This is a genomic window from Caulobacter sp. SRI_008 (assembly GCF_057586355.1).
In genome coordinates, this window is record NZ_JBYCZS010000001.1 from 134,452 (window position 1) to 159,476 (window position 25,025).

Genomic DNA, 25,025 nt, shown 5'->3' on the forward strand with positions numbered 1-25,025 from the left:
CGTTCTGACGCATCCGAGGGGGAATCTGTCCATGAACCGGCGCGAAATGATGACGAGCGCTGCCGCCGTCGCCGCCGCCTCCTCTACTGTCCTGATCCCCGGGAGTTCCATGTCCGCCACCGCCAAGCCCGTTCCGCCCGTCGCCAAGAAGATCCCCAAGCGCATCGAGCAGCTGGGGCGCGTGCGGGTCGACGACTACGCCTGGATGAAGGACGACAACTGGCAGAAGGTCCTGCGCGACCCGGGCCTGATCAAGGCCGAGGTCAAGGAGCACCTCACCGCCGAGAACGCCTACGTCAAGGCGATGCTGGCCCCCACCGAGGACCTGCAGAAGGCCATGTTCGAGGAGATGAAGGGCCGCATCAAGGAGGACGACTCCTCGGTCCCCGCCCCCGACGGCCCGTTTGACTACTATTCGCGCTTCGCCATCGGCGGCCAGCATCCGATCTATGCACGCCGAGCCAGAAATACGAATGAGGGCGGTAAGACCGACGGCGAGGAAGTGCTGCTCGACAGCGACGCCCTGGCCAAGGGCAAGGCCTACAGCCAGGTGGCGGCCGCCGAGCACAGCCCCGACCACAAGCTCTTCGCCTATGCCGAAGACGCGCAAGGCTCGGAAGTCTTCAAGATCTACGTCAAGGACCTGGCCACGGGGCAGATCCTGGCCGAACCGGTCGAGAGCAGCACCGGCGACTTCACCTTCTCGCCTGACAGCCAGTGGCTGTTCTGGACCCACCGCGACGACAACGGCCGTTCCGACAAGATCTATCGCCGCCCCGCGCGCGGCGGGCTGAAGGACGACGTGCTCGTTTATGACGAGCCCGACGACGGCTTCTTCGTTAGCGTCAGCGTCACCGGTTCGGACGCCTTCATCGTCATCAGCGCCGGCGACCACGAGACCTCCGAGACCCTGCTGATCCCGGCGAGCGACGTCGCCGCCAAGCCGAAAGCCGTCGAGCCGCGCACGCCGGGCCTGCGCTATTCGGTCGAGCACTGGGACGGCAAGTTCGTCATCCTGACCAACGCCGACGACGCCATCGACTTCAAGCTGGTCGAGGCCCCGGTCGACAATCCGGGCCGCGCGCACTGGAAGGACTTCGTCTCCCACAAGCCCGGGACCTTCATCACCGGCCACGCCGCCTACAAGGAGCATCTGGTTCGGGTCGAGCGGGTCAACGCCAACACCCGCATCGTCATCACCGACCGCGCGACCAAGGCCGAGAAGCCGATCGTCGTCGACGAGCAGGCCTATGTGCTGAGCGTCGAGGGCGGCTACGAGTTCGACACCCCGACCCTGCGCTACGTCTACCAGTCGCCGACCACGCCCCGGCAGTGGTTCGACTACGACATGCGCACCGGCGACAAGGCGCTGCGCAAGACCCAGGAAATCCCCTCGGGCCACGATCCTTCGAAGTACGTGACCAAGCGCCTCTATGCGAAGGCGCCCGACGGCGCCGAGGTGCCGGTGACCGTGCTGATGAAGAAGGACGTCAAGCTGGACGGCAAGGCGCCGCTGCTGCTCTACGGCTACGGCAGCTACGGCATGTCGATGGATCCGTCGTTCTCGATCCGCAACTTCAGCCTGGTCGACCGCGGCTGGATCTGGGCCATCGCCCACGTGCGCGGCGGTTCGGAAAAGGGTTACGGCTGGTTCCTGGACGGCAAGAAGTTCAAGAAGAAGAACACCTTCACCGACTTCATCGCCAGCGCCGAACACCTGCACGCGGCCGGCTACGGCGCAAAGGGCCGCACGGTGGCCTATGGCGGCTCGGCCGGCGGCATGCTGATGGGCGCGATCACCAACCTGCGGCCCGACCTGTGGGCCGGGATCATCGGGGCGGTGCCGTTCGTCGACGTGCTCAACACCATGAGCGACACCTCCCTGCCGCTGACCCCGCCGGAGTGGCCCGAATGGGGCAATCCGCTGGAGGACAAGGAGGCCTACGACTACATCGCCAGCTATTCGCCGTACGACAACGTCACCGCCAAGGCCTATCCGGCCGTGCTGGCCACCGGCGGCCTGTCGGACCCGCGCGTCACCTACTGGGAGCCCGAGAAGTGGGCCGCCAAGCTGCGCGAGCACACCACCAGCGGCGATCCGATCCTGCTGAAGATCAACATGGAGGCCGGCCACGGCGGCGCCTCGGGCCGCTTCGACTTCCTCAAGGAGATCGCGCTCGACTACGCCTTCGCGGTGTGGGCGATCGACAAGGGCTGGACCAAGGCCTGATCCGAATGTCCGAACTGACGATCCGCCCCTCCACCGACGCCGACGTCTCCGCGATCACGGCCATCTACGGCTGGAACGTGCTCAACGGCCTGGGCACCTTCGAGGAGGTTCCGCCCGACGAGGCCGAGATGGCCCGTCGGCGCGCGGCCTTCCTCGATCGCGGCCTGCCCTACCTGGTCGCCGAGCAGGACGGAAAGGTGCTGGGCTACGCCTATGCCGGTCCGTTCCGGCTGCGGGCCGCCTATCGCTACACCGTCGAGGACAGCATCTATGTCGCCCCCGATGCTGCCGGAAAGGGCGTCGGCAAGGCGCTGCTCAGGGCCTTGATCGAGATCTGCGAAGGTCTGGGCCTGCGCCAGATCTGCGCGGTGATCGGCGACAGCGGCAACGCCGCCTCGATCGGCGTGCACGCCTCGCTGGGTTTCGAGCACAAGGGCGTGTTCCCGGCCATGGGCTACAAGTTCGGCCGCTGGGTGGACCTCGTCTGGATGCAATTGCCGCTGAATGGCGGCGGCGACACGCCTCCGGACGCGCCGGGACTGTCGCTGAGCGGCGTGTGACATTGCGGGATGGTTGCGCCGCGTCGCGACCATCCCTAGTTTCCCGACCATGCGCGGGCTCCGCCTCCTTCTTCTGGCCCTGATCGCGGTGGCTTTCGCCGCCGGCGGGATCATGCGCGCCGCGCCGGCCCAGGCCTCGGCCATGCCCGCCTGCCACGAGATGGCGATGGACGGCATGGGCATGGCCCCCATGGACGGGGACGCCGCCGAGCACGCCCCCGCCGACAAGGACGCGGACCACAAGTCCAAGCCCGGCGCGATGGCGACCAGCTGCTGCGTCGGCTGCCTGCCGGCCGGCCAGCGCGTCGCCGCTGGAGAGCTCGCCTCGCGAACGGCCGGCCCTGTTGAGTTCTCCGCCCTCAGCCAGTCGCTCGACGGCCTGAACGCCGCGCCGGAACCGCGCCCTCCGCGCGCCTGATCGCAAGACCGCGCGCCGACGCAGGCGCGCCTTTTCTCAAAACGTCTTACGATCACAGTTCCCAAGAAAGGCAGTCCCATGACCGCCCTCTCCTTCCGCGCGCGGCTGCTGGCCGGCGCGTGCACGATCGCGAGCTTGACGCTCGCCACCGCCGCCATCGCCCAGGATCATACCGGCCACGCCATGCCCGCCGAGGCGGCTCCGGCTGAAGCCGAACCGCCGGCCGATCCGCATGCGGGCCACCACATGGCCATGCCCGAGGCCGGCCAGCCGATGGACGACGACCACGCGGGCATGGACATGGCCTCGCCTATGATGGTCAGCCCGCTGGGCGCCTATTCTATGACCCGCGACGCCGGCGGCACCGCCTGGCAGCCCGACGCCACGCCGAACTTCGGGATCATGAAGCACAGCGGCGAGTGGATGCTGATGGGCCACGCCCTGCTGAACGGCGTCTATGTCGACCAGGGCGGGCCGCGCGGCGGCTCCAAGGCCTTCGCGGCCGGCATGTTCATGGGCATGGCCCAACGGCAGGTCGGCCCGGGCATGCTGGGCTTCAAGGCCATGGTCAGTCCCGACCCGTTCATGGGCAAGAGCGGCTATCCGCTGCTGATGGCCGTGGGCGAAACGGCCGACGGCGAGCATGCGCTGGTCGATCGCCAGCATCCGCATGACCTCTTCATGGAGTTGTCGGCGAGCTACAGCCTGAGCGTCGGCGAGAAGTCGGACGTCTATCTCTACGCCGGCCTGCCCGGCTCGCCCGCCTATGGTCCGCCGGCCTTCATGCACCGGGCCTCGTCGATGGACAGCCCGGAAGCGCCGATCAGCCACCACTGGTTCGACTCGACGCACATCACGTTCGGCGTCGTCACGGCCGGGTTCTCGCACGACGACTGGAAGATCGAGACCAGCGCCTTCCGCGGTCGCGAGCCCGACCAGAAGCGCTACGATATCGAGACCGGCCAGCTGGACAGCGTCTCGGCCCGCCTGTCGTACAATCCGACGCCGAACTGGGCGTTGCAGACCAGCTGGGCGAAGATCAACAGCCCCGAGGCGCTGGATCCAGACAAGGACGAGGCCCGCGCCTCGGCCAGCGCGCTCTACGCCCGGCCTCTGGGCAAGGACGGCTCGATCAGCGCCACCCTGGCCTGGTCGCGCAAGGACCGGATCCCGGGCGACGCCCTGCAGGCCTGGCTGGCCGAAGGCTCGGTGAAGCCGAACGGCCGCTGGACGATCTTCGCCCGCGCCGAGCAGGTGGAGCAGGACGAGCTGGCCGACCACCACGGTTCGCACTCGGGCGAGGCCTATACGGTCCGCCGCGTGTCGCTGGGGGCCATCCGGGACTTCCAGATCGCGGAGAGCGTCAAGTTCGGGATCGGCGGGCTGGTCAGCGCCTACGATGCGCCCCAAGCGCTGGGCTATGACGACCCGATGGGCGGCATGGCCTTCGTCCGGTTGCGGATCGGGTAGGTAGAAAAAAGAAAGCCCCGCTGTCTCCAGCGGGGCTTTCGTGTTCTCGGGGTCTCTAGAAGACCGAAGGATCAGGCCTTGCGGGCGCGAGCCTTGCCGGGGGCCTTGGCCTTGCGGCCGCCTTGACCCAGGCCGAGGGCCTTGGCCATGGCCGAGCGGGCTTCGCTGTAGGCCGGGGCGGTCGTCGGGTAGTCGGCCGGCAGGCCCCACTTCGACTTGTATTCGGCCACGGTCATGCCGTGGGTGGTCAGGTGACGCTTCAGAGTCTTGTACGGCTTGCCGTCTTCGAAGCTGATCAGGGCGTCCGGCGTGATGCTCTTACGGATCTGGGCCGGAGTAGCCTTGGTAACGGTTTCGGCCACCGGGGCTTCCGGCGAGCCAATTCCGGCCAACGCGTCGTGCGTCGCCCGGATCAACGCAGGCAGGTCAGAGACCGAAGTCGTGTTGTTGGCCACATAGTTGGCCACGATTTCGGCGGTCAGCTCGATCAGGGTCGCTTTGTCTTCCACGGCGTCACTCCACAATGACTTTAAATTTGGAAATACACCCGCCCTACGGAATTACAAGTACACAAATACGCGGCAGCGCTGCCAACGCTCCACAAAAACAGGCTTTATTTCGTGGAAACAATGAGGAGCACCGTTCTGCGGAACCATATCCGGCTTCGCATGCGCACACGTTCAAGTGCAGTTTACGCAGGGCAACCATCTCGCGGACGCGAAAACCGGCCAGAATCACGTCGCACTGCACATAAATCGGCGTGGAATTGATGTTCGGAGATTCTGCGCGGCCCGCACGCGAGGCGTCCGTGCACTGACCGACAGACGCACAGATCACGTCAAACGGCTTGGCGCTTCGCCAGGAGGCGTTTTCTACCAAGATAGGAAAGAAAAAGGGGGAAGTGGCTGGGGAACTAGGACTCGAACCTAGAATGACGGTACCAAAAACCGCAGTGTTACCATTACACCATTCCCCAGCAGGAACGGCTGCCGACCCAGGGGGCCGCGGCGAGGCGGTGGAGATAGCTCAGGATTCGGACGGTGGCAACGCCCTCCAAATTCTTTTTTTGGGTCCATTTTCGCGCTTGCGACTCTCCGCACCGCCTCCTATAAGCCGCCTCCCAAGTCGAGCGCGGCCACGCGGCCAGCCCGGCAGGGAAAGTCGGAGTGTGGCTCAGTCTGGTAGAGCACTGCGTTCGGGACGCAGGGGTCGCAGGTTCAAATCCTGCCACTCCGACCATCTTCTCTCCCGAGAAAATCCCCCCCATTTGAATGAAGTCGTCGCAAGACGACGCAGGTTGCACGCTGTTCATTTGACCGCGTCGCGACAGTCGCTAGCTTGTGCTCGCGCGCGATGGTCGCCGTCGCGCTCTGGATTTCGCCCCTGGATTTCTCGACGGGAACCCGATGAAGCAATTTCTCATGACCGTGGCCGGCGTTTTCGTCGGACTGGTGCTCTTTCTCGTCGGCGTCCCCTTTATCCTGATCGTCCTGGCGGCCGGCGCCGCCCGCCCCGCTCCCGTCCCGTCCCAGTCGGTGGTGCAGCTGGACCTGCGCGGCGGCCTTTCCGACCAGGACTCGCAGAACCCGTTCGCGGCCTTCGGCGGCGGCGGCGGCCGGTCGGTGATGAACGTCATCGAGGTGCTGCGCCGCGCCGAGACCGACGACAAGGTCAAGGGCGTGCTGGTGCGCCTGCCCGAGGGCGGCATCGCCCCGGCCTCGGCCGATGAACTGGCCCAGGCCTTCAAGCACTTCCGCAGCGTCGGCAAGAAGCCGATCTTCGCCCACAGCCAGGGCCTCTATCCCTCGGGCATGTCGACCTCGACCTATCGCCTGGGCGCGGCCGCCAGCGAGTTCTGGATGCAGCCCGACAGCTCGCTGCAGGCCGTGGGCCTGTCCAGCGAGACGATGTTCTACAAGCGCCTGTTCGACAAATACGGCGTCAAGGCCGACTTCCAGCAGCGCTATGAATACAAGAACGCGGTCAATCCCTACCTGCACGACGACTTCACGCCGGCGCACCGGGAAGCCACCCTGTCGTGGATGGGCTCGGTCTATTCCAGCGCCCTCACCGCCGCCGCCCAGGACCGCAAGCTGGACCCGGCGCGCCTGATCAAGGCGATCCAGGCCGGCCCCTACAGCGCCCAGCAGGCGCAAGGCCTGGGGCTGATCGACAAGGTCGGCCAGGTCAAGGAGGCCCAGGACGCGATGCTGACCCGCGCCGGCAAGGGCGGCAAGCTGATCGAGTTCGACGACTACGCCTCGCGCTCCAAGAAGGACGCGGCCAAGACCGGCCCGGCCATCGCCGTGATCGGCGCCGAGGGCCCGATCGTCACCGGCTCGACCGCCCAGTCCTCGCCGTTCGGCGGCGACAGCACGATCTATTCGGACGAGGCCTCCAAGGCGATCTACGACGCCATCGACGACAAGGACGTCAAGGCGATCGTCTTCCGCGTCTCCTCGCCCGGCGGCTCGGACACGGCTTCGGAGCAGATCCTGGCGGCCGTCAGGGCCGCCAAGGCGGCCGGAAAGCCCGTGGTGGTCAGCATGGGCACCTACGCGGCCTCGGGCGGCTACTGGATCAGCAGCCAGGCCTCGTCGATCGTGGCCCAGCCCTCGACCCTGACGGGCTCGATCGGGGTGTTCGGCGGCAAGTTCGCCCTGGGCGAGGCCCTGTCGCGCTTCGGCGTCGACACCCGCCAGGTGACGGTGGGCGGCGACTACGCCGGCGCCTTCGGCACCAGTGAGGGCTTCACGGCCGACCAGAAGGCCCGCTTCTCGGCCTGGATGGACCATATCTACGACGGCTTCATCGCCCGCGTCGCCGAGGGCCGCAAGCTGCCCCAGGAGCGCGTGCGCGAGATCGCCAAGGGCCGCGTCTGGACCGGCGCCCAGGCCAAGGAACTGGGCCTGGTGGACGAGCTGGGCGGCTTCTACGACGCCGTCGAGAAGGCCAAGGCCCTGGCCGGCCTGAAGGGCGAGGTTCGCCTCAAGAAGGTGGGCGGTCCCAAGTCGCCGTTCGACGCCCTGGAACGCGCCCTGGGCGTCAGCTCGGCCTCGATGCGCACGGTGGCCGCCGCGGCCTGGATCCTGGGCGATCCGCGCTCCCAGGCGATCCTGGACGAGATGGCCAAGACCCGCCTGCGGGCGCAGGGCGCCAGCGTGCTGGCCGATACGCCGGTGCATTGATCCCTTCCGGGCTTTGCTGGACTGACGAAGGCCGCTCCGAAAGGAGCGGCCTTTTTCCTTCTCCCCTTGCCGGAGAAGGTGGCGGCGAAGCCGTCGGATGAGGGGTCTCTCAGATGGGAGACGCTCCGCCCGGCCTGACCGCTGCACGCGGCTTTGAGTTCTGAGAGACCCCTCACCCGACCCTGCTCCGCAGGGCCACCCTCTCCCGCAAGGGGAGAGGGCACGGCTTCTCGGCCTCCCGTGAAAACTCACGAAAGTTGTTGGGGAGGCGCGGAGCGGCCGGGCGGAGCCCGGAGACCGTGAGGTGTTTTAGCGTTTCGGCTTCGTCTGACCGCTCCGCCGCACCGTAGGCTCGAAGGACCGGGGGCGCGGGTGCTTTTTCAACCCTGGACCCGGTTGTCCCTCGGACGGGCAGGATCAATAGCTCCGCGGTAATCCGGCGGCGCCTCGGCTGATCCTGTTAGGCCGGTTTGAAACGATCCCGACCCTGTCGACCCGCAAGTCTCGTCACGGAACGGCTGGCGGCCCAATCACGCCTTCTGAGCGATCCTGCAAACCCGCCCTTCCCATGACGCAACAAGCGGCCCCGCTCGATGCGATCCACAGCCGCGAACTCGGGCCGGTACCAAGAGCCCTCCCCATGGCTGGGATGGGGATGATTATGGGGCGGCTCGAGCAGGTGGGGGTAAGTTGGGATTATAAAGTTGTAGGGTGTTGAGTTCGCTGGACTCTTTTACGAGTACGCCGTGTGAGTGGTGTGCGTAAGGCCGCCCCAACTCCGTAAAATCCCCGCGAAAGCGGGGACCCAGGCTTTTTCTGAAACCCGTGGCGCTCGACGATAAAACACCTAGATCCCCGCTTTCGCGGGGATTTTACGGGAGAGAGAGGCCAGGCACGGAGCCCAGTCCCCCCCCCCCTCCACCACTTCGCGCCCCCTCCCCCCGTTGCACGGGGGCGGACAAACAAAAACGGCGGGTCCCGGGGGACCCGCCGTCGATGCCGTCGGTCCCGGCGGCCCGAAGGTCGCCGGGATGAACGCCGGGCTGCTTAGAAGCGCAGCTTGGCGCCGAGGAAGTAGGAACGACCGTAGATGTCGTAGTTGTTCGGGTCGGTGTTGCCGTCCGGAGCGTTGTCGAACACCGGCGGCTTCTTGTCGCCGAGGTTACGCACACCGCCGAAGACTTCGACGTGGTCGTTGACGTTCCAGCGAGCCGAGACGTCGTGGTAGAAGAAGGCGTCGACGGTGGTGTAGCCGCCGTCGTCGAAGTCCGCGATGTTGCCCTGGTTGTCCATCTCACCGATGTAGGTGCCGGTGTAGGCCAGGCGGACCGGACCGATGTCGTAACCGACGCGCAGGCTGGCCTTCCATTCCGGCAGGGTCGCCGAGATGTTGTAGGCGCCGATCGTGCCCTTGTACTCGACACCATCCAGCTCGTAGCTGTCGAGGTAGGTGGTCGACAGGTCGAACTGCAGCTTGTCGCCCCAGACGCCGCCGGCCCACGGCACGTTCCAGCCGTACGAAACGGCGATGTCGATGCCCTTGGTCTGCAGCGCCGACACGTTGCCGAGCGGAGCGCGGGCCTTCAGGTTGCCGGCCTCGTCACGGTAGATGTAGGGCAGGTTCAGACGGCTGTCGAAGCAGGCCGCCGAGGTCAGGTTGCCAGAGGCGAAGCAGGCGCCGACGATGCCCGAGACGCCGCCCTTGATGGTGCCGATGTAGTCGTCGATCTTGATGTCGTAGTAGTCGACCGTAGCGCTCAGGCCCGAGATGAAGCTCGGTTGCCAGACGACGCCGAAGGTGACGGTTTCCGACTTTTCTTCGTTCAGGCTCGGGTTGCCGTAGAAGAACGATTCCGTCTGGGCGTTCAGCGCGACGAAGCCGGCGGTGACCGGGTTGTAGCCGAGCTGCTGGGTGCAGAAGGTGACCGTCGAGGCGCTCAGGGTGATCGGAGCGCCCGTGCTCGGGTTACGCGTGCTGCAGGGGTCGAGAACGGCCGGGAAGCCCTGGTCGTTGGTCTGGTACAGCTCGAACACCGACGGGGCGCGGCTGGCCTTCTGGAACATGGCCCGCAGCTTCACGTCGTGGATCGGCTTGTACTCGACGCCGACCTTGTAGCTGTAGACACTGCCCACCGACGAGTAGTCGGAGTAACGGGCGCCCAGTTCCAGGCCCAGATAGTCGACGCCGGTGACGTCGGCGACCAGCGGGACGATGGCTTCGGCATAGAGTTCGCCGACGCTCGAACCACCGCCGACGGCGCGTTCGGCGTTGAAGCCGAAGATGTCGCCCGAGTTCTTGGCGGCATCCGGGGTGAAGGCCAGGGTGTCTTCACGCCATTCGGCGCCGACGGCCACCGACAGGTCGCCGGCCGGCAGCTTGAACAGCGGGCCGGTCGCGTAGACCGAACCGACGTTGCGTTCGAACACGGTCAGGTCCGAGAAGTTCAGGCGGATGAAGTCCGCACCGGCCTTCGAGATGTTGCCGGCGCCGAACAGGTTGACCGGGGCGCAGGTCGGGAACAGGGCCAGCGAGGCGTTCGAGCAGCTCGTGGTGCTGGCGCCCGTACCCGAGGCGATGGCCGCCGCGAGCTTCGAACGCGAGACGTCGTTCTGCACGCCGACGCGGAATTCGGTGCGGCCGAAGCTGTAGAAGGCTTCGCCGGTCCAGCCCGAACCCAGGTCGGCCTTCAGACCGAGGTTGATCTGGTAGAGGTCCGAATCGCGGGTCTCGATACGGGCGCCCACTTCGGCCATGCGGCGGTCGACGTAGACGACGCCGGTCGGATCCGGACGGGTCGCCAGGATCGCGGCGAAGGCCGGGTTCACGAAGGCGTTGTTGTACGGAACCTTGATGCCGGTGGCCGGGGTCGGCGCCAGCTGGGCCGAGTTACGGCTGTCCGAGTAGAAGAGTTCGGCGGTGGCGGTCAGCCAGGGCGCGATCTCGTAGTTGCCGAGCGTGGTGATGTTGAAGCGCTCGCCCGGCGACATCAGGTTGTTGACCGGCGAGAAGTTGTAGCGGTCGCCAGCCAGGGTGTTGACGAAGATGCGCGGGGTGCCGTCGGCGTTGAACGCGTAGCGCTGGAACGCCGAGCTGGAGACGCTGCCGCCGTAGGGGTTGACGGCGACCTTGTTGGCCGCGCCGGTCACGCCCGTGCCCGAACCGCCGGCGTTGGAGACCAGCGACCACGGACGGTCCGCGCTCGGCAGGATCTTGTCGCGGCTGTAGTAGTTGGCGTAGGCGGTGACGTTGCCCTTGCCGTCCGGCGTGTTGGCGCCGATCAGCACGTAGCTGTTGGTGGTCTTGCCGTCACCGATCTCGGTGCCGCTCCACTGGGTGCCGACTTCGACGCCTTCGAAGTCCTTCTTCAGCTGGAAGTTCACGACGCCCGACAGAGCGTCCGAACCGTACACGGCCGAGGCGCCGCCGGTGACGATCTCGACCTTGTCGATCAGGGCGGTCGGGATGTTGTTGAGGTCGACGGTGTTCGAACGCGTCGACGGGTTCATGCGGTGGCCGTTGACGAGCACCAGAGTACGCGACGCCCCCACGCCACGCAGGTCGACGGTGGCCGTGCCGTCCGACGGGTTGTTCGAGGCGGCGCTGAGGCCGGGCATCACCTGCGGCAGGCGGTTCAGCACGTCTTCGGTGGTGGTCGAACCGGCGGCCTGGATGGCCTCCGAGCTCACCGTCGAGATCGGGCTGTTGGCCACGTAGTCCTGGCGGGCGATGCGCGAACCGGTGACGACGACGGCTTCGATTTCGGTCGGTTCGTTTTCCGGCGCGGTCTGGGCCGAGGCCACGCCAGCGCTGGCGGCGGCGATCGCCAGGCCGCTGATGATGGTCGTCGTCAGCAGGCGCTTACGCGTCATCTGAGTCTTCAATGGAATCCCTCCGAGAACGGGCTGGGCCTGGCGATATCGCCGGTCCGTCGCCCATGTCTTGCAATCCCAGGCTGCCCTCAGCCCGGTTGGAGGGGACGTTAGGAGCGCCCGCTCGGAGCGGTCAATTCCGATTACCGTTATGTAACGTGAAGCATCCTTTCTGTCGCAAATTGAACACACCATTGTCGCCTTAGCGGCAGATCGCCGCGCTTTCGCGCCGCATGGCGTGCTCAAGCTTGCGAGACATGGCCCCAACGAGACGTTTGGGCGGTAAATCTCTCCGCTTTGAAATTGCGGTAATATCGAAATATGTTGTCGTGACACACGAAAACGCGGGGCGATGTTTCCTCGGCGGAAACCGGATCGGCCACCTTTCGGACACATTTCCACCGCGTGTCTTCCGCGCCACGCTCGGCCGCGCCGGCCCGCGGCTCCCAACCCACGTCGGATCTTCCTCATGCGACTCATCCGCTTGCCGCTCGCGCTTCTCGTCCTCGCCTCGGCGCCCGCCGCGCTCGCCGCGCCCGCGCCCGCTCAACCTGGAGCTTTGGGCGCGGTGACGGCCTGCCGGGCGATCCCCGAAGCCGCCGCGCGCCTGGCCTGCTACGACAAGGCGGCCGCAGAACTCGCCGCCGCCAACGCCTCCGGCGAGATCGTGGTGCTGGATCGGCAGAAGGTGGAGAGCGTCAAGCGCGAGGCCTTCGGCTTCAACCTGCCCAAGCTCGACCTGTTCGGCGGCAAGGGCGACCAGGGGCCGACCAGCCTCGACCGCATCGAGGGCGTGGCCAAGCAGGCCTGGCAGAACGGGGCCGGCGGCTGGACGATCGTGCTCGAGGACGGCGCCAAGTGGGACCAGGTCGGCCGCGATCCGGTGCGCCGCGCGCCCAAGGCCGGCTCGAAGATCTCGATCCGCCGGGCCTCGATGGGCAGCTTCTTCCTGAACGTCGACGGCCAGACGGCCATCCGGGCGCGGCGGATCGACTAGGGAGCGGGCGCCTGAAGGAACTAGGAAGGAACTAGAAGGACTTGCCCAAGGAGCGCGCGCCGCGCATCTGAAGGGTTCGAGACGTTCCTTCCAGAGGCTTCAAGCGCCCATGACCGACTTCCGCCGCGTCACCGACAGCCTGTCGGTCAGCCCCCAGATCACCGTCGAGGACGTGGCCCGGGCCAAGGCCGAGGGCTTCGCCCTGATCGTCAACAACCGTCCGGACGGCGAGGATCCCAGCCAGCCGACGGGCGCGGAGATCGAGGAAGCGGCCAAGGCCGCGGGCCTTTCCTATGTGCACGTGCCGGTGCGCGGCGGGCCGACCCAGGAGCAGGTGGACGCGGTGCGCGAGGCGGTCGAGGCCGCCGGCGGGCCGGTCCTGGCCTTCTGCCGCTCGGGCACCCGCTCGATCGTCACCTGGTCGATCGGCCAGGCCCTGTCGGGCGCGGCCGATCGGGAAACCTTGGTGCGGCAGGGCTATGAGGCCGGCTACGACCTCTCCGGCGTGCTGCCGCACTAGTCAGGGCCTCAGTAGCCGCCCAGCGTGGTGACGCGGGCGGCCATGGGGCTGGGTTCGGGCTCGCACGAGGCCAGCACGAACTGCGCCGCAATGAGACACAGCACGGCGAAGCACGCGCGCTGGAGCCGTTTTGAGACAAAAATCGCCGCGTCGGCCGCCATGATCCGTACTCCACAGGGTTTACGGTTCGTTAAGCGCAAGACCGGCGCCGCTCAGGATGGGTCGCGATGATCCCCTTCGTCCGAGAGATCGAGTTCGAGTACGGCCGCTGTGATCAGGTCTCGCCACTGATCCGGCGGGTGATCGCCGACAATCCCGGGCCGTTCACCTACACCGGCACGGGGACCTACATCGTCGGCCGGGGAACCGTGGCGGTGATCGACCCGGGTCCGGACCTGCCGGCCCACCTGGACGCCCTGCTGGCGGCGATCGCGGGCGAGACGGTCAGCCACATCCTGGTGACCCACCACCACGCCGACCACTCTCCCCTCGCCGGCCCCCTGGCGGAGCGGACGGGGGCGCGGATCTGGGGCAAGCCGGCGCCGGCCGTACTGGTCGCCGAAGAGACGGGCGTGAAGCTCGACGCCGAGGACGACGGCCACTTCCGGCCCGACATCGAGATCGCCGACGGCGACGTCTTCGAGGGCCCCGGCTGGACGCTGGAGGCGATAACCACGCCCGGCCACACCTCCAACCACGTCTGCTTTTCGCTGAAGGAGGAGAACGCCCTCTTCAGCGGCGACCACGTCATGGGCTGGTCGACGACGGTGATCACCCCGCCCGACGGCGACATGGGCGACTATTTCGCCAGCCTGGCCAAGATCCAGGCGCGGGGATTCGAGACCCTGTGGCCGACCCACGGCTCGCCGGTGCGCGAGGTCGCCCCGTTCCTGCAGGCCTATGTCGATCACCGCCGGGCGCGGGAAGCGCAGGTGCTGGCAACCCTGGCGAACGGCCCGGCGCGGATCCGGGCGATGGTGCCAGTGCTATACGCGGCCGTGGACCCCAGGCTGCATCCGGCCGCGGCCCTGTCGATGCTGGCGCACCTGATCCAGCTGGTGCGCGAGGGGCGGGTGGCGTGCGATGGCGAGCCGGGGCTGGAGAGTGAGTATCGGCTGGCGGGGTAGCGCCGTCGCCCCTCCCCCTCTTCGCCTCCCTCGCCCTTGTGGCGAGGGCCCATGCCGGCGACCGCTCAGACCTGGACCGTTCGATAGAGGTCTGAGCGGCTGAACGATGGGTCCTGGGCACAAGGCCCAGGAAGGCAAAGAAAAGGGATCGGCTAACGTTACAGCCGCGCCCGCACCGTCGCCCGCAGCGTCCGTGGCGCGCCGGGGAAGATCCAGACGGGGCTGTAGGAGCTCTGGGCGTAGTGCTCGTCCAGCAGGTTGTCGACCTCCAGGCGGGCGTCGAGCCTGGGGGTGATGGCGTATTCCACCGCCGCCTTGGCCTTCCAGTAGGACGGCAGGATCAGGCCCGAACCGTCCAGCGCCCCGGCCCGGTCGCCGACGTAAGAAGCGCCGACCGTCAGCGACCACTTGTCGAACCGGCCGACGGCGAAGGCGCCGCCCGAATGCTCGGGCACGTTCAGCACCGCGTCGGTGGCGAAGGCGACGTCGTCGGCGACCGCGTCGGTCCAGCTGTAGTTGACGACCACGCGCCAGGCGGCGCTGACCTCGAACGAGCCGTCCAGCTCGACGCCCCGGCTGGTCAGCTTGCCGACCGGAGCCAGGAAGCTGGCGTCCACTGGGTCGTTGGCCAGGATGTTGCGCTTTTCGATGTCGAAGACCGAGACCGCCACATCGACGCCTGGCCAGGCGCCGGCGAGGCCCAGCTCCCAGCCCCTGCCCTTCTCGGGCGCGAAGCCCTCGCCGGTGCGGCCCGTGCCGGAATTGAGCAGGAATGAGCGGCCGTAGCTGGCGTGGGCGGTCAGGGCGTCGGTCAGGCGGTAGCGGGCGCCGAAGCGGTAGTCGACCGGCGAGCCTTCGCCCCGGCCCACGGCGCCGGTGCGGTTGTTGCAGATGGTCTGGCGATAGCGATCGACCCGCGCGCCGGCGAAGACCCCCAGGCGGTCGGAGACCTGCCACAGGTCCTGGGCGTAGAGGGTCGCTACTCGCCGGGTCTCGCGGTTGTCGGTGAAGGGCAGCAGCGACAGCGCCGTCCCGCCATAGACCGGCGCGTCGATCGAGATGGCGTAGGGCGCGGCGGCGCTGGGATTCCGGCGCAGCAGGCCCTCGTGGTAGTCGAGGGTGTAGCCCTTCACGCCGATGTTCAGGTGATGGGCGCCGAGGCGGCCGTCGAGTTCGACGCGGCCCGACAGGTCCTCGACGCTGTAGTCGCGCTGGCGGCGCTGGCGCCACAGCTCGCGGCCGACCAGCCGCGACTGGTCGCTGGAGAAGCCCTGCATGTCGCCGGTGCGATAGCCCGCGCCCGCCGTCAGCCGCCAGTCGGGCGACAGTTCGTACTCGCCGGTGAGCTGGTGGCGCTCGTTGCGGAAGCGGGTCGTCCCGTCGCCCGGCTCGCCGAAAAAGCGCGAGCGCGGGATGGCCAGGGCGTCGCCGTTGACCGCCGGCACGCCGCGATCGAAGGGCGCGTCGAAGACGGTGAACTCGCCGACATAGGTCAGGCGCAGCGCGTCGGTGGGCCGCCAGGTCAGGGACGGGGCGATGGCGCGGCGGTGCAGGTCGACATGGTCGCGCCAGCCGTCGCTGCGCTCGTCGGCGACGACCAGGCGGGCGGCGATGGTGTCGCTGAGCGGGCCGGTCAGGTCGAGCTCAGCCCGGCGCAGGCCGTAGGAGCCGACGGTGGCCGCCACGCTGCCGCCCATCGTGAACTGCGGGGTCTTGGAGACGATGTTGACGCGGCCGGCCGGGTCGATGTCGCCGAACAGGGCGCCGGCCGGGCCCTTGAGGATCTCGATCCGCTCGGCCGTGGCCGGATCGCGGGGCGGCGCCAGGCCCCGATTGGCCAGGAAGCCGTCGACATAATATTCGGCCCCGCCGTCGGGCGTGCCGAGGAAGCCGCGGATGGCGAAGTTGTCAAGAAAGCCGCCGCGATTGTTCTGCTGGCTGACGCCGCTGGTCAGCTCGAGGGCGTCGGCCAGCCGGCCCGCGCCGACGGCGTCGAGCAGGTCGCGCTCGACCGAGCGGCTGGAGGGCGAGGTGGCCTGGGTGATCTCGCCCGCGCCCAGGGTGGCGTCGCGGGCCGCGCCGCGCCGGCCCAGGATGACGATCTCGCCCACGGCGTGGGGTTCGGCCTCGACGGCCTCGGTCGATGGCGAGGGCTCGGCAGCCGATAGGGCCAGCAGGCACGCGCTGACGCAGCTCCACGACAGGGGCAAGATGCAACTCCATTTGTAATGTTATTACATATCAGCTATGCCGCAGACACGATGCTGTCAACCGCCCCCTCCCCCGTCCTTTCCTCCAATCGGATCGTCGCCATCGACGCCCTGCGGGGCCTGGTCATGCTGCTGATGATGGTCGACCACGTGCGGGAGTTCTTCTTCATCCACGCCCAGGTTTCCGACCCGATGGACGTGGACGCGACGCAGCCCTCGCTGTTCTTCACCCGCCTTTGCGCCCACCTTTGCGCGCCGGTGTTCGTGGCCCTGACCGGCCTTGCCGCCTGGCTTTACGGTCGCAAACAGGGCGGCGAGGATCCGCGCGCGTCGGCGAGGGCGGCCAGCGGCTTCCTGTTCAAGCGCGGCCTCTTCCTGGTGTTCCTGGAGCTGACCTTCGTCAGCTTCGCCTGGACCTTCGACCTGACGCCGAAGACCTATTACCTGCAGGTGATCTGGGCGATCGGCCTGTCGATGATCGCCCTGGCCGCGCTGGTGCATCTACCGCGCGCGGCGATCGCCGCGGTGGGGCTGGCAGTCGTGCTGGGCCACAATCTGCTGGACCCGATCAGCATCGCGCCGGGCCAGCCCGGCCATGCGCTGTGGGCGATCCTGCACGATCGCGGCTTCATCGACCTGCCGTGGGGCGCACGGGCGCGGACCTCGTACCCGCTGCTGCCGTGGATCGGCGTCGCGGCGCTGGGCTACGCCATCGGTCCGTGGTTCGTGGCGACCTGGCGCGACCGCCGCAACCGCCTGCTGCTGACGGGCGTCGGCGCCCTCACCTTGCTTCTGCTGCTGCGCAATCTGAACGGCTATGGCGAGACGCCGTGGGTTCACGGCCCCGACGCCGTGCGCACGGCGATGAGCTGGCTGAACTTCACCAAGTATCCGCCCTCGGCCGACTTCCTGCTGCTGACCTTGGGGATCGGGGCGCTGCTATTGGCGGGGCTGGAGAAGATTCCGTCCCGGCTGCTCGCCCCCTTGGCGGTGCTGGGGAGCGCGCCGTTGTTCTTCTACCTGATCCACCTCTACGGCCTGCACCTGCTGCAACTGGCGGCGGTCGCGACGCTGGGTCCGAACCAGGGCGAGGTCTGGAGCCTGCCGGGCGTCTGGGCGATCTGGCTGACGGCGGCGCTGGTCGCGATCCCGTGCTGGTGGGCCTGCCGCTGGTTCGGACCGGTGAAGCGCGCCAGCCGGCAGCCGTGGATGAAGTATCTCTGAGCGTCCCTCTCTCTTTGAGAGAGGGAGGGGCCCACGCCGAAGGCGTGGGAGGGTGAGAGGTTACACTCTCACCGGATAAGGCGCGGCAGTTCGGCGTCGGTCCCGGCCACAGATCCGGATATTCGGAGAGCCACGCTCGGCGACGATGTTGCGGGTCTCCAGGCTGCTTGGCCCCCTCCGAGTTTCCCCTGGCCGGCGGTGAAACCTCTCACCCTCCCACCGCTTCGCGGCGGGCCCCTCCCTCTCTCTCAGAGAGAGGGGTCGCGGGAGACGCCCCCCCCCTCGACAGACCCTCGCCTCCTAGGCGAAATAACCCCGCGGCGTTCCTCCCGCGCCGAGGCGGTCAGCGTAAGAGTTCATGTTCACCAGCGACGAGAACGCCCGGCTGGCGGCGCTGCACGAATACGGCCTGGTCGACACCCCGCCGGAGGCCGCGTTCGACCGCATCACCGCCCTGGCGGCCGAGCTGTTCGACATGCCGATCGCCGCCATCACCCTGATCGACGCCGACCGGCAGTGGATCAAGTCGATCGTCGGGCTGGAGCCGGGCGGCACGCCGCGCGAGGACGCCTTCTGCCACTACACGATCCAGTCGGACGAGGTGACCGAGGTGCTCGATCCGGAGCACGACGAGCGCTTCCACGATAATCCCTTCGTCACCGACGACCCGAACATCCGCTTCTACGCCGGCGCGCCGCTGCGCCTGCCCAGCGGCCATCGCCTGGGGGCGCTGTGCCTGATCGACCGCAAGGCGCGCCCGCCGCTGTCGGCCGAGGAAAAGCGCCGGCTGGAGGCCCTGGCTCAGATCGTCGTCACCGAGATGGACCTGCGGCTGCTGGCCGCGCGCAGCGAACTGCTGACCCGCCAGGCCCAGGCGGCGACCGAGGCCAAGAGCGAGTTCCTGGCCAACATGACCCACGAGCTGCGCACGCCGCTGACCAGCGTGATCGGCTTCAACGGCCTGCTGGCCGCCTCGCCCAACCTGCCCGACAAGGAGCGGATGCTGGCGACCAAGGCCAAGGGCGCGGGCGAGAAGCTGCTGACCATCGTCAACGACGTGCTGGACCTGGCTCGCCTGGAAGCCGGGGCGAACGACCTCGCCGACGCGCCGATCGACATCGATCAGATCGCGCGCTCGGCCGTCGAGCTGTTCGCCGAACGGGCCCAGGACAAGGGCGTGGCCCTGACGCTGGAGATCGGGCCGGACCTGCCGACGGTGCGCGGCGACGCCGCCCGCCTGCGCCAGATCCTGGTCAACCTGTTGGGCAACGCCCTGAAGTTCACGCAAGGCGGCGAGGTCTCGCTGCGGGTGGCCGCGCGCGACGGCGCCCTGGACCTGGCGGTCGGCGACACCGGCGTCGGCATCCCCGCCGACCAGCTGGACCGCATCTTCGAGCGCTTCGAGCAGGTCGCCGGCACGGCCCAGCAGTTCGGCGGCACGGGCCTGGGCCTGGCCATCTCCCGCCGCCTGGCCCGCCAGATGAGCGGCGAGATCACCGTGCAGAGCCGGCCGGGCGAGGGCTCGACGTTCACAGTGACTCTGCCGGGAGCGGCTTAGGGACGCGCCGCCTCCCCGTCAGTTCGCGTAGACGGTCGGTTCGGGCATCAGCGGCGGCGTGCTGTCCATGAACTGCAGCCAGTTCGACCAGACCAGCCGGGCCCGCGACTTCGTGACCACCTGCCAGCAGTTTTCGTACATGGCGCCGCGAATGGTGCCCCCGCTGAACCAGGTGTAGACGGCGGAGCATTCCGCCTTACGGAAGGCCTCCCAGGCCGTCTGGGAGGCGTCGAACTCGCCTAGCGCCGCCTTCGTCGCCTCCCCAGAAAATTCGTCCTGGGCCTCCTGCGTCAGGCGCTTGCGGGCCGCCGCGACGTATCGGGCGAGTTCACGGTCGGCGCGGCGGGAATATTCGGCCTGGCATTCGTTGATCTCGATCGTGGAGCCGGCGCGTTCGCAGATCGCCGGCTTGTCGGAGATCGCCCCCAGCGCCTTGATCCGCCGCTGATAGAGGCCCGACAGGCAGGCCGCATCGGTGCAGGCCTCTCGCTGCTTCAGCCAGGCGACCTGCTTGTCCTTCAGCGCCGCAGGATCGGCCGAGCGATCGAGCGCCCCGCGATAGGCGCCCTCAAGCTGGGTGTCGAACGAGTCGAGGTCCGGGGTGTCGCAGATCAGGCGTTCGATCCGGCTCGCGGCCTTCTTGCAGTCGAAGCTGGCGGCCTGCGCGACCCCGCCCCAGAGCAGGAACACGCCGACTAGGCCGACGGCGAGGCCCGGCCGCATCGCAGCGGGTCCGAAGAAACGCCGCGCCGCCGCCCAGGGCTCACAGAGACCGAACACGCTCGCCATCAAGTTCCCCCGTCGCTCCACTCGCGCGAAGGTTAGCGTCGCGAACGCCCGCTTTCCATAGCGGACGGCCCTCCTATCCCACCGCCCGCCCCAGGTGCTCGGCCAGGCGGATCGACAGGGCCACGATGCTGAAGGTCGGGTTGGAGATGCCGCCCTGCGGAAACACCGACGAGCCGGCGACATAGAGATTGTCGAGGCCGTGGACCTTGAGGTCGGCGTCGACCACGCCGAGGGCCGGATCGGCCGACATCCGCGTCGTGCCGATATGGTGGCCGTTGACCACCAGCTGGCTCTTCAGGTCGTCCCACGACGGATAGTAGATCTGGCCGCCCAGAGGGCCGATCGCCTCCTGGAACAGGCCGGTCGAGATCTCGTAGGTCGCCTGGTCGCCGTCGCCGACCTCCCAGCGGATCCTGGTCTGCGGCTGGCCGAACACCGGATCGACCGTGTCGGCCAGGCTGACGAAGCTCTCGTCGTTGGGCAGCATCTCGAAATAGTAGGAGGCGGTGTAGGGGCGGAACCAGCAGCTGCCGATGCCGTGCGCGCGCTGGGTCTCCGCGCTGGGCGAGAACCGGCCCTGGACGGTGACGCCGTTCGGGTCGCTCCAGGCGCCGGAGCCGGCGCCCCGCAGTGCCTCGCCGGTCAGCAGCCGCGTCTCGGCCTCGTTCAGGAAGGTGTTGCGCACGCCGATGGCGTTGCTGTTGCTCAGCGGGTGGCACTGGAAGTAGCGGCCGACCTGGCCGTGCGCATTGCCGGCGTCCGACAGCAGCAGCTGGCGGGCGTTCTCGACGGCGCCGCAGGCCAGGACATAGGCGTCGGCCTTGATCGTGAACTCGGTGGCCTTGGTCGGCGGAGAGCCCGTGTTCAGCGAGGCCACGCGCAGGCCCTGCACCACGCCGCCGGCGTGGCGGATCTCCAGCAGGCTGGCGTTGACGATGACCTCGGCGTCGCTGTCGCCGATCGTCACGCCGTCGAAGGTGCGGGTGGCGAAGTTCAGATAGGCCTTGCCCATGAACTGATACATCTCGGTGTCGAAGCCGGGGATGTCGGGCACCTCGGCGCGCAGGACGCCGGCCCAGTATTCGGCGGTGAAGTCGTCGCTGTAGAGGGCGCACAGCGCGGCCGCCTGGGCGTAGTAGGGCTTCAGGTCCTCGTAGGTGATCGGCCAGCCGGGAAAGCCCGGCCGCGCCTCGAAGCTGATTGGATCGAGCGACCGCGACTGGCCGCCCCAGTGGGACGAGGTGCCGCCGAACACCCGCTCGCGCTCCCAGGCCCGGCTCGACTGGCCCCAATAGGGCAGGACCAGGAACTCGCGCTCATTGGTGGCGAACAACCCCTCGGCCTGGCCGGCGTAGAGCAGCGACTTCTCGGGCCAGCTTTCCTTGTAGGGCACGTTGCGGCCGCCCTCGATCAGCACGACCTTGTAGCCGGCCTTCTGCAGCAGCCAGGCCGCCGTGACCCCCGCCGGGCCCGTGCCGATGACGCACACCTGGGCGGAGATGACGCCGCCGTCGCCGATGTCCTTGCCGTCCGTGATCATGAGAGCCTCCCGATCGCTCTCATGTAGAATGCGGCGAATTACCCTTCTTGGTTGTACAAATAGTCACAAGCCCCCTTGATGGGGAGGGTTGGGTGGGGGGTGACCAGCGGTGTTGGCGGCTGAACCACCGCGTCACCCCCATCCCCGGCCCTTCCCCCATCGAGGGGGAAGGGAGAGAGATCAGCCCTTGATCGCCTTCAGCACGCTGGTCACGCGGCCGCAGTTGCGGCCGAGGTCGCCGCCGGCGTCGCGGGCGAGGGAGCGGACGTCGACGCGGGCCCCGGCGCTGTCGGGGCGGACGCGGACGACGAGGTCGTCCTTCATGCCGTACCAGAAGCTGGCGCCGGCGGCCTCGATGCGGCCGTCGTTGGGATCGTCGGTGACCAGCTTGAGGCCCTTGGCCTGGACGGCGGCCTTGGCGGCCTCGTAGGCGTCGGCCGGCGTGCGGTCGAGCACCAGGGTCCTGGCGGCGGGACAGGTCTCGGCGTTGACCTCGGCGACTCGGCGACCGGCGAACAGTTCGGAGCCGACCGGCAGGCTGGGATCGTCGAGCACCGGGGCGGCGGCCTCGCCGCGCGCGGCCAGCACCGCCTCGGAGAAGCCCAGCGGGGCCTTCCAATCGGTGGCGACGTCGCCGACGGGGGCGGCGCGGCCGCCGACGCCGGTGGCCAGGAACAGCACGCCGAGGGTGGCGATGGTGATGGCCAGGGCCAGCAGGGCCCGCTTCCAGTGGCGCTGGATGCCGCCAATCATCGCCACGACGACGCCCAGCGCCCCGGTGCCGAGGCTCAGCCAGGCGACCAGCGGCGCCAGATCGCGGGTCATCAGGTCGTAGGCGATCGCCTTGTCGAGCAGACCAAAGCGCGCGCCCAGCGCCCCGACCACGATCAGCGCGGCCGGGACCAGGGCGATGACCACCGCCCCGATCAGGATCGGCGCGGCCCAGCCGCCCTTCCCGCCCGTCTGGGTCTTGGCGGCCTTCGCGGTCTTCGCTTTACGGCCCTTGGAGGGCTGGATCGGCATGGCCAGCGGCGCCTCTTCGGCCACGAACACCGGCGGGGCGTCGAAGGCCGTCTCGGGCGTCGGCTCCAGCGGCTTGGCCTCGGCCTCGACCAGCGGCTCGTGCGGGAAGACGTCTTCCGGCGCGGGCGGCTCGGCGGGCTCGACCGCCTCGGCGACGTGCGCGACCGGGGTCGCCTCGGGATCGGGCAGCGAAGCGGCCAGGGCCTCGGCGCTGATCGGCTCGGCTTCGGCCTGGGCGGCCAGCACCTCGGGTTCGTGGACGGGCTCGACGGCCTCAACGGCTTCTGGCGCCACGTCTTCCGGCGTTTCGACCGGATCGGGCGCATAGAGCACCGGCGCGCCGGCGCCGTCGGCGGCGGCCAGGGTGGCGGTTCCGGCCGCGGCGGCGGCGATGGTCGGCAGGACGTAGTCCTTCATCCGTTGGCGGATGACCTTCTTGTCGATCTTGCCGGTGGCGCCCAGCGGGATCTCGTCGACGAAGACGACGTCGTCGGGCATCCACCACTTGGCGATCTTGCCCTGCAGGAAGTCGAGGAACTCCTCCTTGGTGGCGGTCTCGCCTTCCTTCAGCTTGACCAGCAGGATCGGCCGCTCGTCCCACTTGGGATGCGGCACGCCGATCACGGCGGCCAGGGCCGCCTTGGGATGGCCGACGGCGATGTTCTCGATCTCGATCGTGCTGATCCACTCGCCGCCGGACTTCACGACGTCCTTGGCGCGGTCGGTGATCTGCATGAAGCCCATCTCGTCGATGGTCGCCACATCGCCGGTGTCGAAGAAGCCGTCGGCGTCGAGGATCTTGCCGCCGGCGCCCCGGAAGTATTCGGCGGCGATGATCGGGCCGCGGATCTTGAGATGCCCGAAGGCCTTGCCGTCATGCGGCAGGGCGTTCCCGTCGTCGTCGGTCAGCTTCAGCTCGACGCCCATCGGCGGGCGGCCCTGCTTGAGGCGATAGGGCATCTGCTGGTCGTAGGGCAGCTTTTCCAGCGCGTCGGTCATGGTCGACAGCGTGCCGACCGGCGAGGTCTCGGTCATGCCCCAGGCGTGGACCACCTCGACGCCGTACTTCTCGTGGAAGGCGCGGATGATGGTCTCGGGACAGGCCGCGCCGCCGATGACCACCTTCTTCAGGGTCGAGATCGTGCCGCCCGTGCTTTCCAGGTGCTGCAGCAGCATCTGCCAGACGGTGGGCACGGCGGCCGAGAAGGTGACGCCCTCGGTCTCGAGCAGCTCGTGGATCGCCGCCCCGTCCATCCGCGCGCCTGGCATGACGATCTTGGCGCCGGTGGCCGGGGCCGAGAACGCCACGCCCCAGGCGTTGGCGTGGAACATCGGCACCACCGGCAGGATCACGTCGCGCTGCGACAGGCCCATGACGTCGGGCTGCATGGTGATGAAGGTGTGCAGGAAGTTCGAGCGGTGCGAGTACATCACCCCCTTGGGGTCGCCCGTCGTGCCCGAGGTGTAGCAGAGGCCGGCGGCCGTGCCCTCGTCGAACCCGCCCCAGACGCAATCGGCCGACTGCTCGGCGACCAGGTCCTCGTAGCAGAGCAGGCCCTTGAAGTGCGGGGCCTCGCCGGCCAGGCGGAAGTCGGTCGGCATGTGGTCGCGGTCGGTGAACACCACCACGTGCTCGACATTGGGCAGGCGCGGAATGATCCCGGCGATGATCGGCAGGAAGGTCAGGTCGGTGAAGATCACCTTGTCGCCGCCGTGGTCGGCGATCCAGGCGATCTGCTCGGGGAAGAGACGCGGGTTGAGCGTGTGGCACACCGCGCCGATGCCCATGATCCCGTACCAGGTCTCGATATGGCGGGCGGTGTTCCAGGCCAGGGTGCCCACACGGTCTCCGGGCGTGATCCCCAGCGACAGCAGCAGGTTCGACACCCGCTTGGCGCGGCTCTGGATCTCGGCGTAGGTCGTGCGGACGATGGGCCCTTCGACCGACCGGGTGACCACCTCGCGGCCGCCGTGCCACTGGGCGGCGTGGTCGATGATCTTGTCGAGCGTCAGAGCGCCATGCTGCATCAAACCTTGCATCGAAACCGCTCTCCCGCGTCCTGCTTATCGTTGTTCAGGAGAGGCTAGCGGCCGTCGCCGCCCCGCGCAACGCATGGCGCGCCCTGAGCGAACCTTGGGAGAGCCCCTCGCTCTCCCAGGTGGCGAGCGGACTTTGCGCCCGTCTGCACGCAAGTGTAGAGTTATACCTTCACCACACGGCCGCGCTGATCGGCCGCACCGCCCGTTCACTCCCAGAACGCCGTTTTGCGGCTAGCTTCAGCGGGACTGTTTTTGACCCGC

General features: G+C 68.2%; 17 protein-coding genes and 2 tRNA genes. 11 read left to right on the forward strand and 8 right to left on the reverse strand.

Translation table 11 applies throughout. The annotated features are described in order from the left end of the window. Window positions 1–31 precede the first annotated feature (31 nt). The 4 genes from AC2YHT_RS00685 (at window position 32) to AC2YHT_RS00700 (ending at window position 4,678) form a co-directional block, all read left to right on the forward strand. On the forward strand, window positions 32–2,230 hold the full coding sequence (locus tag AC2YHT_RS00685) for a S9 family peptidase (RefSeq protein WP_487287691.1): 2,199 nt from the start codon (window positions 32–34) through the stop codon (window positions 2,228–2,230). A 5-nt stretch (window positions 2,231–2,235) separates the two neighbouring features. After that, the gene (locus AC2YHT_RS00690) at window positions 2,236–2,790 is read left to right on the forward strand and encodes an N-acetyltransferase family protein (protein WP_487287692.1); all 555 of its coding nucleotides are present in this window, start codon (window positions 2,236–2,238) and stop codon (window positions 2,788–2,790) included. A gap of 49 nt (window positions 2,791–2,839) precedes the next feature. Then, entirely contained in the window at window positions 2,840–3,208 is a 369-nt protein-coding gene (locus AC2YHT_RS00695; protein ID WP_487287693.1) for a hypothetical protein, read from the forward strand. A gap of 78 nt (window positions 3,209–3,286) precedes the next feature. Then, on the forward strand, window positions 3,287–4,678 hold the full coding sequence (locus AC2YHT_RS00700; RefSeq protein WP_487287694.1) for a hypothetical protein: 1,392 nt from the start codon (window positions 3,287–3,289) through the stop codon (window positions 4,676–4,678). Between the two features lie 71 nt (window positions 4,679–4,749). Here the strand turns inward: AC2YHT_RS00700 and AC2YHT_RS00705 are convergent, their stop codons facing one another. Beyond that, window positions 4,750–5,187: a Ros/MucR family transcriptional regulator gene (locus tag AC2YHT_RS00705; protein WP_110120897.1), complete on the reverse strand. Its 438-nt coding sequence runs from the start codon at window positions 5,185–5,187 to the stop codon at window positions 4,750–4,752. 393 nt (window positions 5,188–5,580) lie between these two features. Then, window positions 5,581–5,654 (reverse strand) — tRNA-Gln (locus AC2YHT_RS00710). Window positions 5,655–5,840: 186 nt separating this feature from the next. Between AC2YHT_RS00710 and AC2YHT_RS00715 the strand changes: the two genes are divergently transcribed. Both AC2YHT_RS00715 and sppA read left to right on the forward strand, forming a co-directional pair. After that, window positions 5,841–5,917, forward strand: a tRNA-Pro gene (locus tag AC2YHT_RS00715). A 167-nt stretch (window positions 5,918–6,084) separates the two neighbouring features. Then, window positions 6,085–7,866, forward strand: coding sequence for a signal peptide peptidase SppA (sppA, locus tag AC2YHT_RS00720; protein ID WP_487287695.1), 1,782 nt, complete (start codon window positions 6,085–6,087; stop codon window positions 7,864–7,866). Between the two features lie 1,047 nt (window positions 7,867–8,913). On the opposite strand, the gene AC2YHT_RS00725 is transcribed toward sppA, so the two are convergent. Next, window positions 8,914–11,736 carry a TonB-dependent receptor plug domain-containing protein gene (locus tag AC2YHT_RS00725; RefSeq protein WP_487287696.1) on the reverse strand — a complete coding sequence of 941 codons (2,823 nt, stop codon included), beginning with the start codon at window positions 11,734–11,736 and terminating at the stop codon, window positions 8,914–8,916. A 469-nt stretch (window positions 11,737–12,205) separates the two neighbouring features. Here AC2YHT_RS00725 and AC2YHT_RS00730 point away from each other — a divergent pair, with 469 nt between their 5' ends. Together AC2YHT_RS00730 and AC2YHT_RS00735 are read left to right on the forward strand one after the other, a co-directional pair. Further along, window positions 12,206–12,733 (forward strand): hypothetical protein, encoded by a 528-nt coding sequence (locus tag AC2YHT_RS00730; protein WP_487287697.1) that lies wholly within the window; start codon window positions 12,206–12,208, stop codon window positions 12,731–12,733. Between the two features lie 109 nt (window positions 12,734–12,842). Further along, entirely contained in the window at window positions 12,843–13,253 is a 411-nt protein-coding gene (locus AC2YHT_RS00735) for a TIGR01244 family sulfur transferase (RefSeq protein WP_487287698.1), read from the forward strand. A gap of 8 nt (window positions 13,254–13,261) precedes the next feature. On the opposite strand, the gene AC2YHT_RS00740 is transcribed toward AC2YHT_RS00735, so the two are convergent. Further along, on the reverse strand, window positions 13,262–13,414 hold the full coding sequence (locus AC2YHT_RS00740) for a hypothetical protein (protein WP_110121857.1): 153 nt from the start codon (window positions 13,412–13,414) through the stop codon (window positions 13,262–13,264). 66 nt (window positions 13,415–13,480) lie between these two features. Here AC2YHT_RS00740 and AC2YHT_RS00745 point away from each other — a divergent pair, with 66 nt between their 5' ends. Continuing rightward, window positions 13,481–14,380, forward strand: coding sequence for an MBL fold metallo-hydrolase (locus tag AC2YHT_RS00745; RefSeq protein ID WP_487287699.1), 900 nt, complete (start codon window positions 13,481–13,483; stop codon window positions 14,378–14,380). Between the two features lie 158 nt (window positions 14,381–14,538). On the opposite strand, the gene AC2YHT_RS00750 is transcribed toward AC2YHT_RS00745, so the two are convergent. Continuing rightward, window positions 14,539–16,590, reverse strand: coding sequence for a TonB-dependent siderophore receptor (locus AC2YHT_RS00750; protein WP_487287700.1), 2,052 nt, complete (start codon window positions 16,588–16,590; stop codon window positions 14,539–14,541). Window positions 16,591–16,641: 51 nt separating this feature from the next. Between AC2YHT_RS00750 and AC2YHT_RS00755 the strand changes: the two genes are divergently transcribed. Beyond that, entirely contained in the window at window positions 16,642–17,814 is a 1,173-nt protein-coding gene (locus tag AC2YHT_RS00755) for an acetyltransferase domain-containing protein (protein WP_487287701.1), read from the forward strand. A 358-nt stretch (window positions 17,815–18,172) separates the two neighbouring features. Next, complete coding sequence (locus AC2YHT_RS00760; protein WP_487287702.1) at window positions 18,173–19,372, forward strand: GAF domain-containing sensor histidine kinase; 1,200 nt, start codon at window positions 18,173–18,175, stop codon at window positions 19,370–19,372. 18 nt (window positions 19,373–19,390) lie between these two features. Here the strand turns inward: AC2YHT_RS00760 and AC2YHT_RS00765 are convergent, their stop codons facing one another. The 3 genes from AC2YHT_RS00765 to AC2YHT_RS00775 all read right to left on the reverse strand — a co-directional run bounded on the left by AC2YHT_RS00765 (window position 19,391) and on the right by AC2YHT_RS00775 (window position 24,764). After that, window positions 19,391–20,095, reverse strand: coding sequence for a lysozyme inhibitor LprI family protein (locus AC2YHT_RS00765; protein ID WP_487287703.1), 705 nt, complete (start codon window positions 20,093–20,095; stop codon window positions 19,391–19,393). A 139-nt stretch (window positions 20,096–20,234) separates the two neighbouring features. Then, window positions 20,235–21,701: a GMC oxidoreductase gene (locus tag AC2YHT_RS00770; protein WP_487287704.1), complete on the reverse strand. Its 1,467-nt coding sequence runs from the start codon at window positions 21,699–21,701 to the stop codon at window positions 20,235–20,237. Between the two features lie 180 nt (window positions 21,702–21,881). Continuing rightward, window positions 21,882–24,764: a long-chain-fatty-acid--CoA ligase gene (locus AC2YHT_RS00775; protein WP_487287705.1), complete on the reverse strand. Its 2,883-nt coding sequence runs from the start codon at window positions 24,762–24,764 to the stop codon at window positions 21,882–21,884. Window positions 24,765–25,025 lie beyond the last annotated feature (261 nt).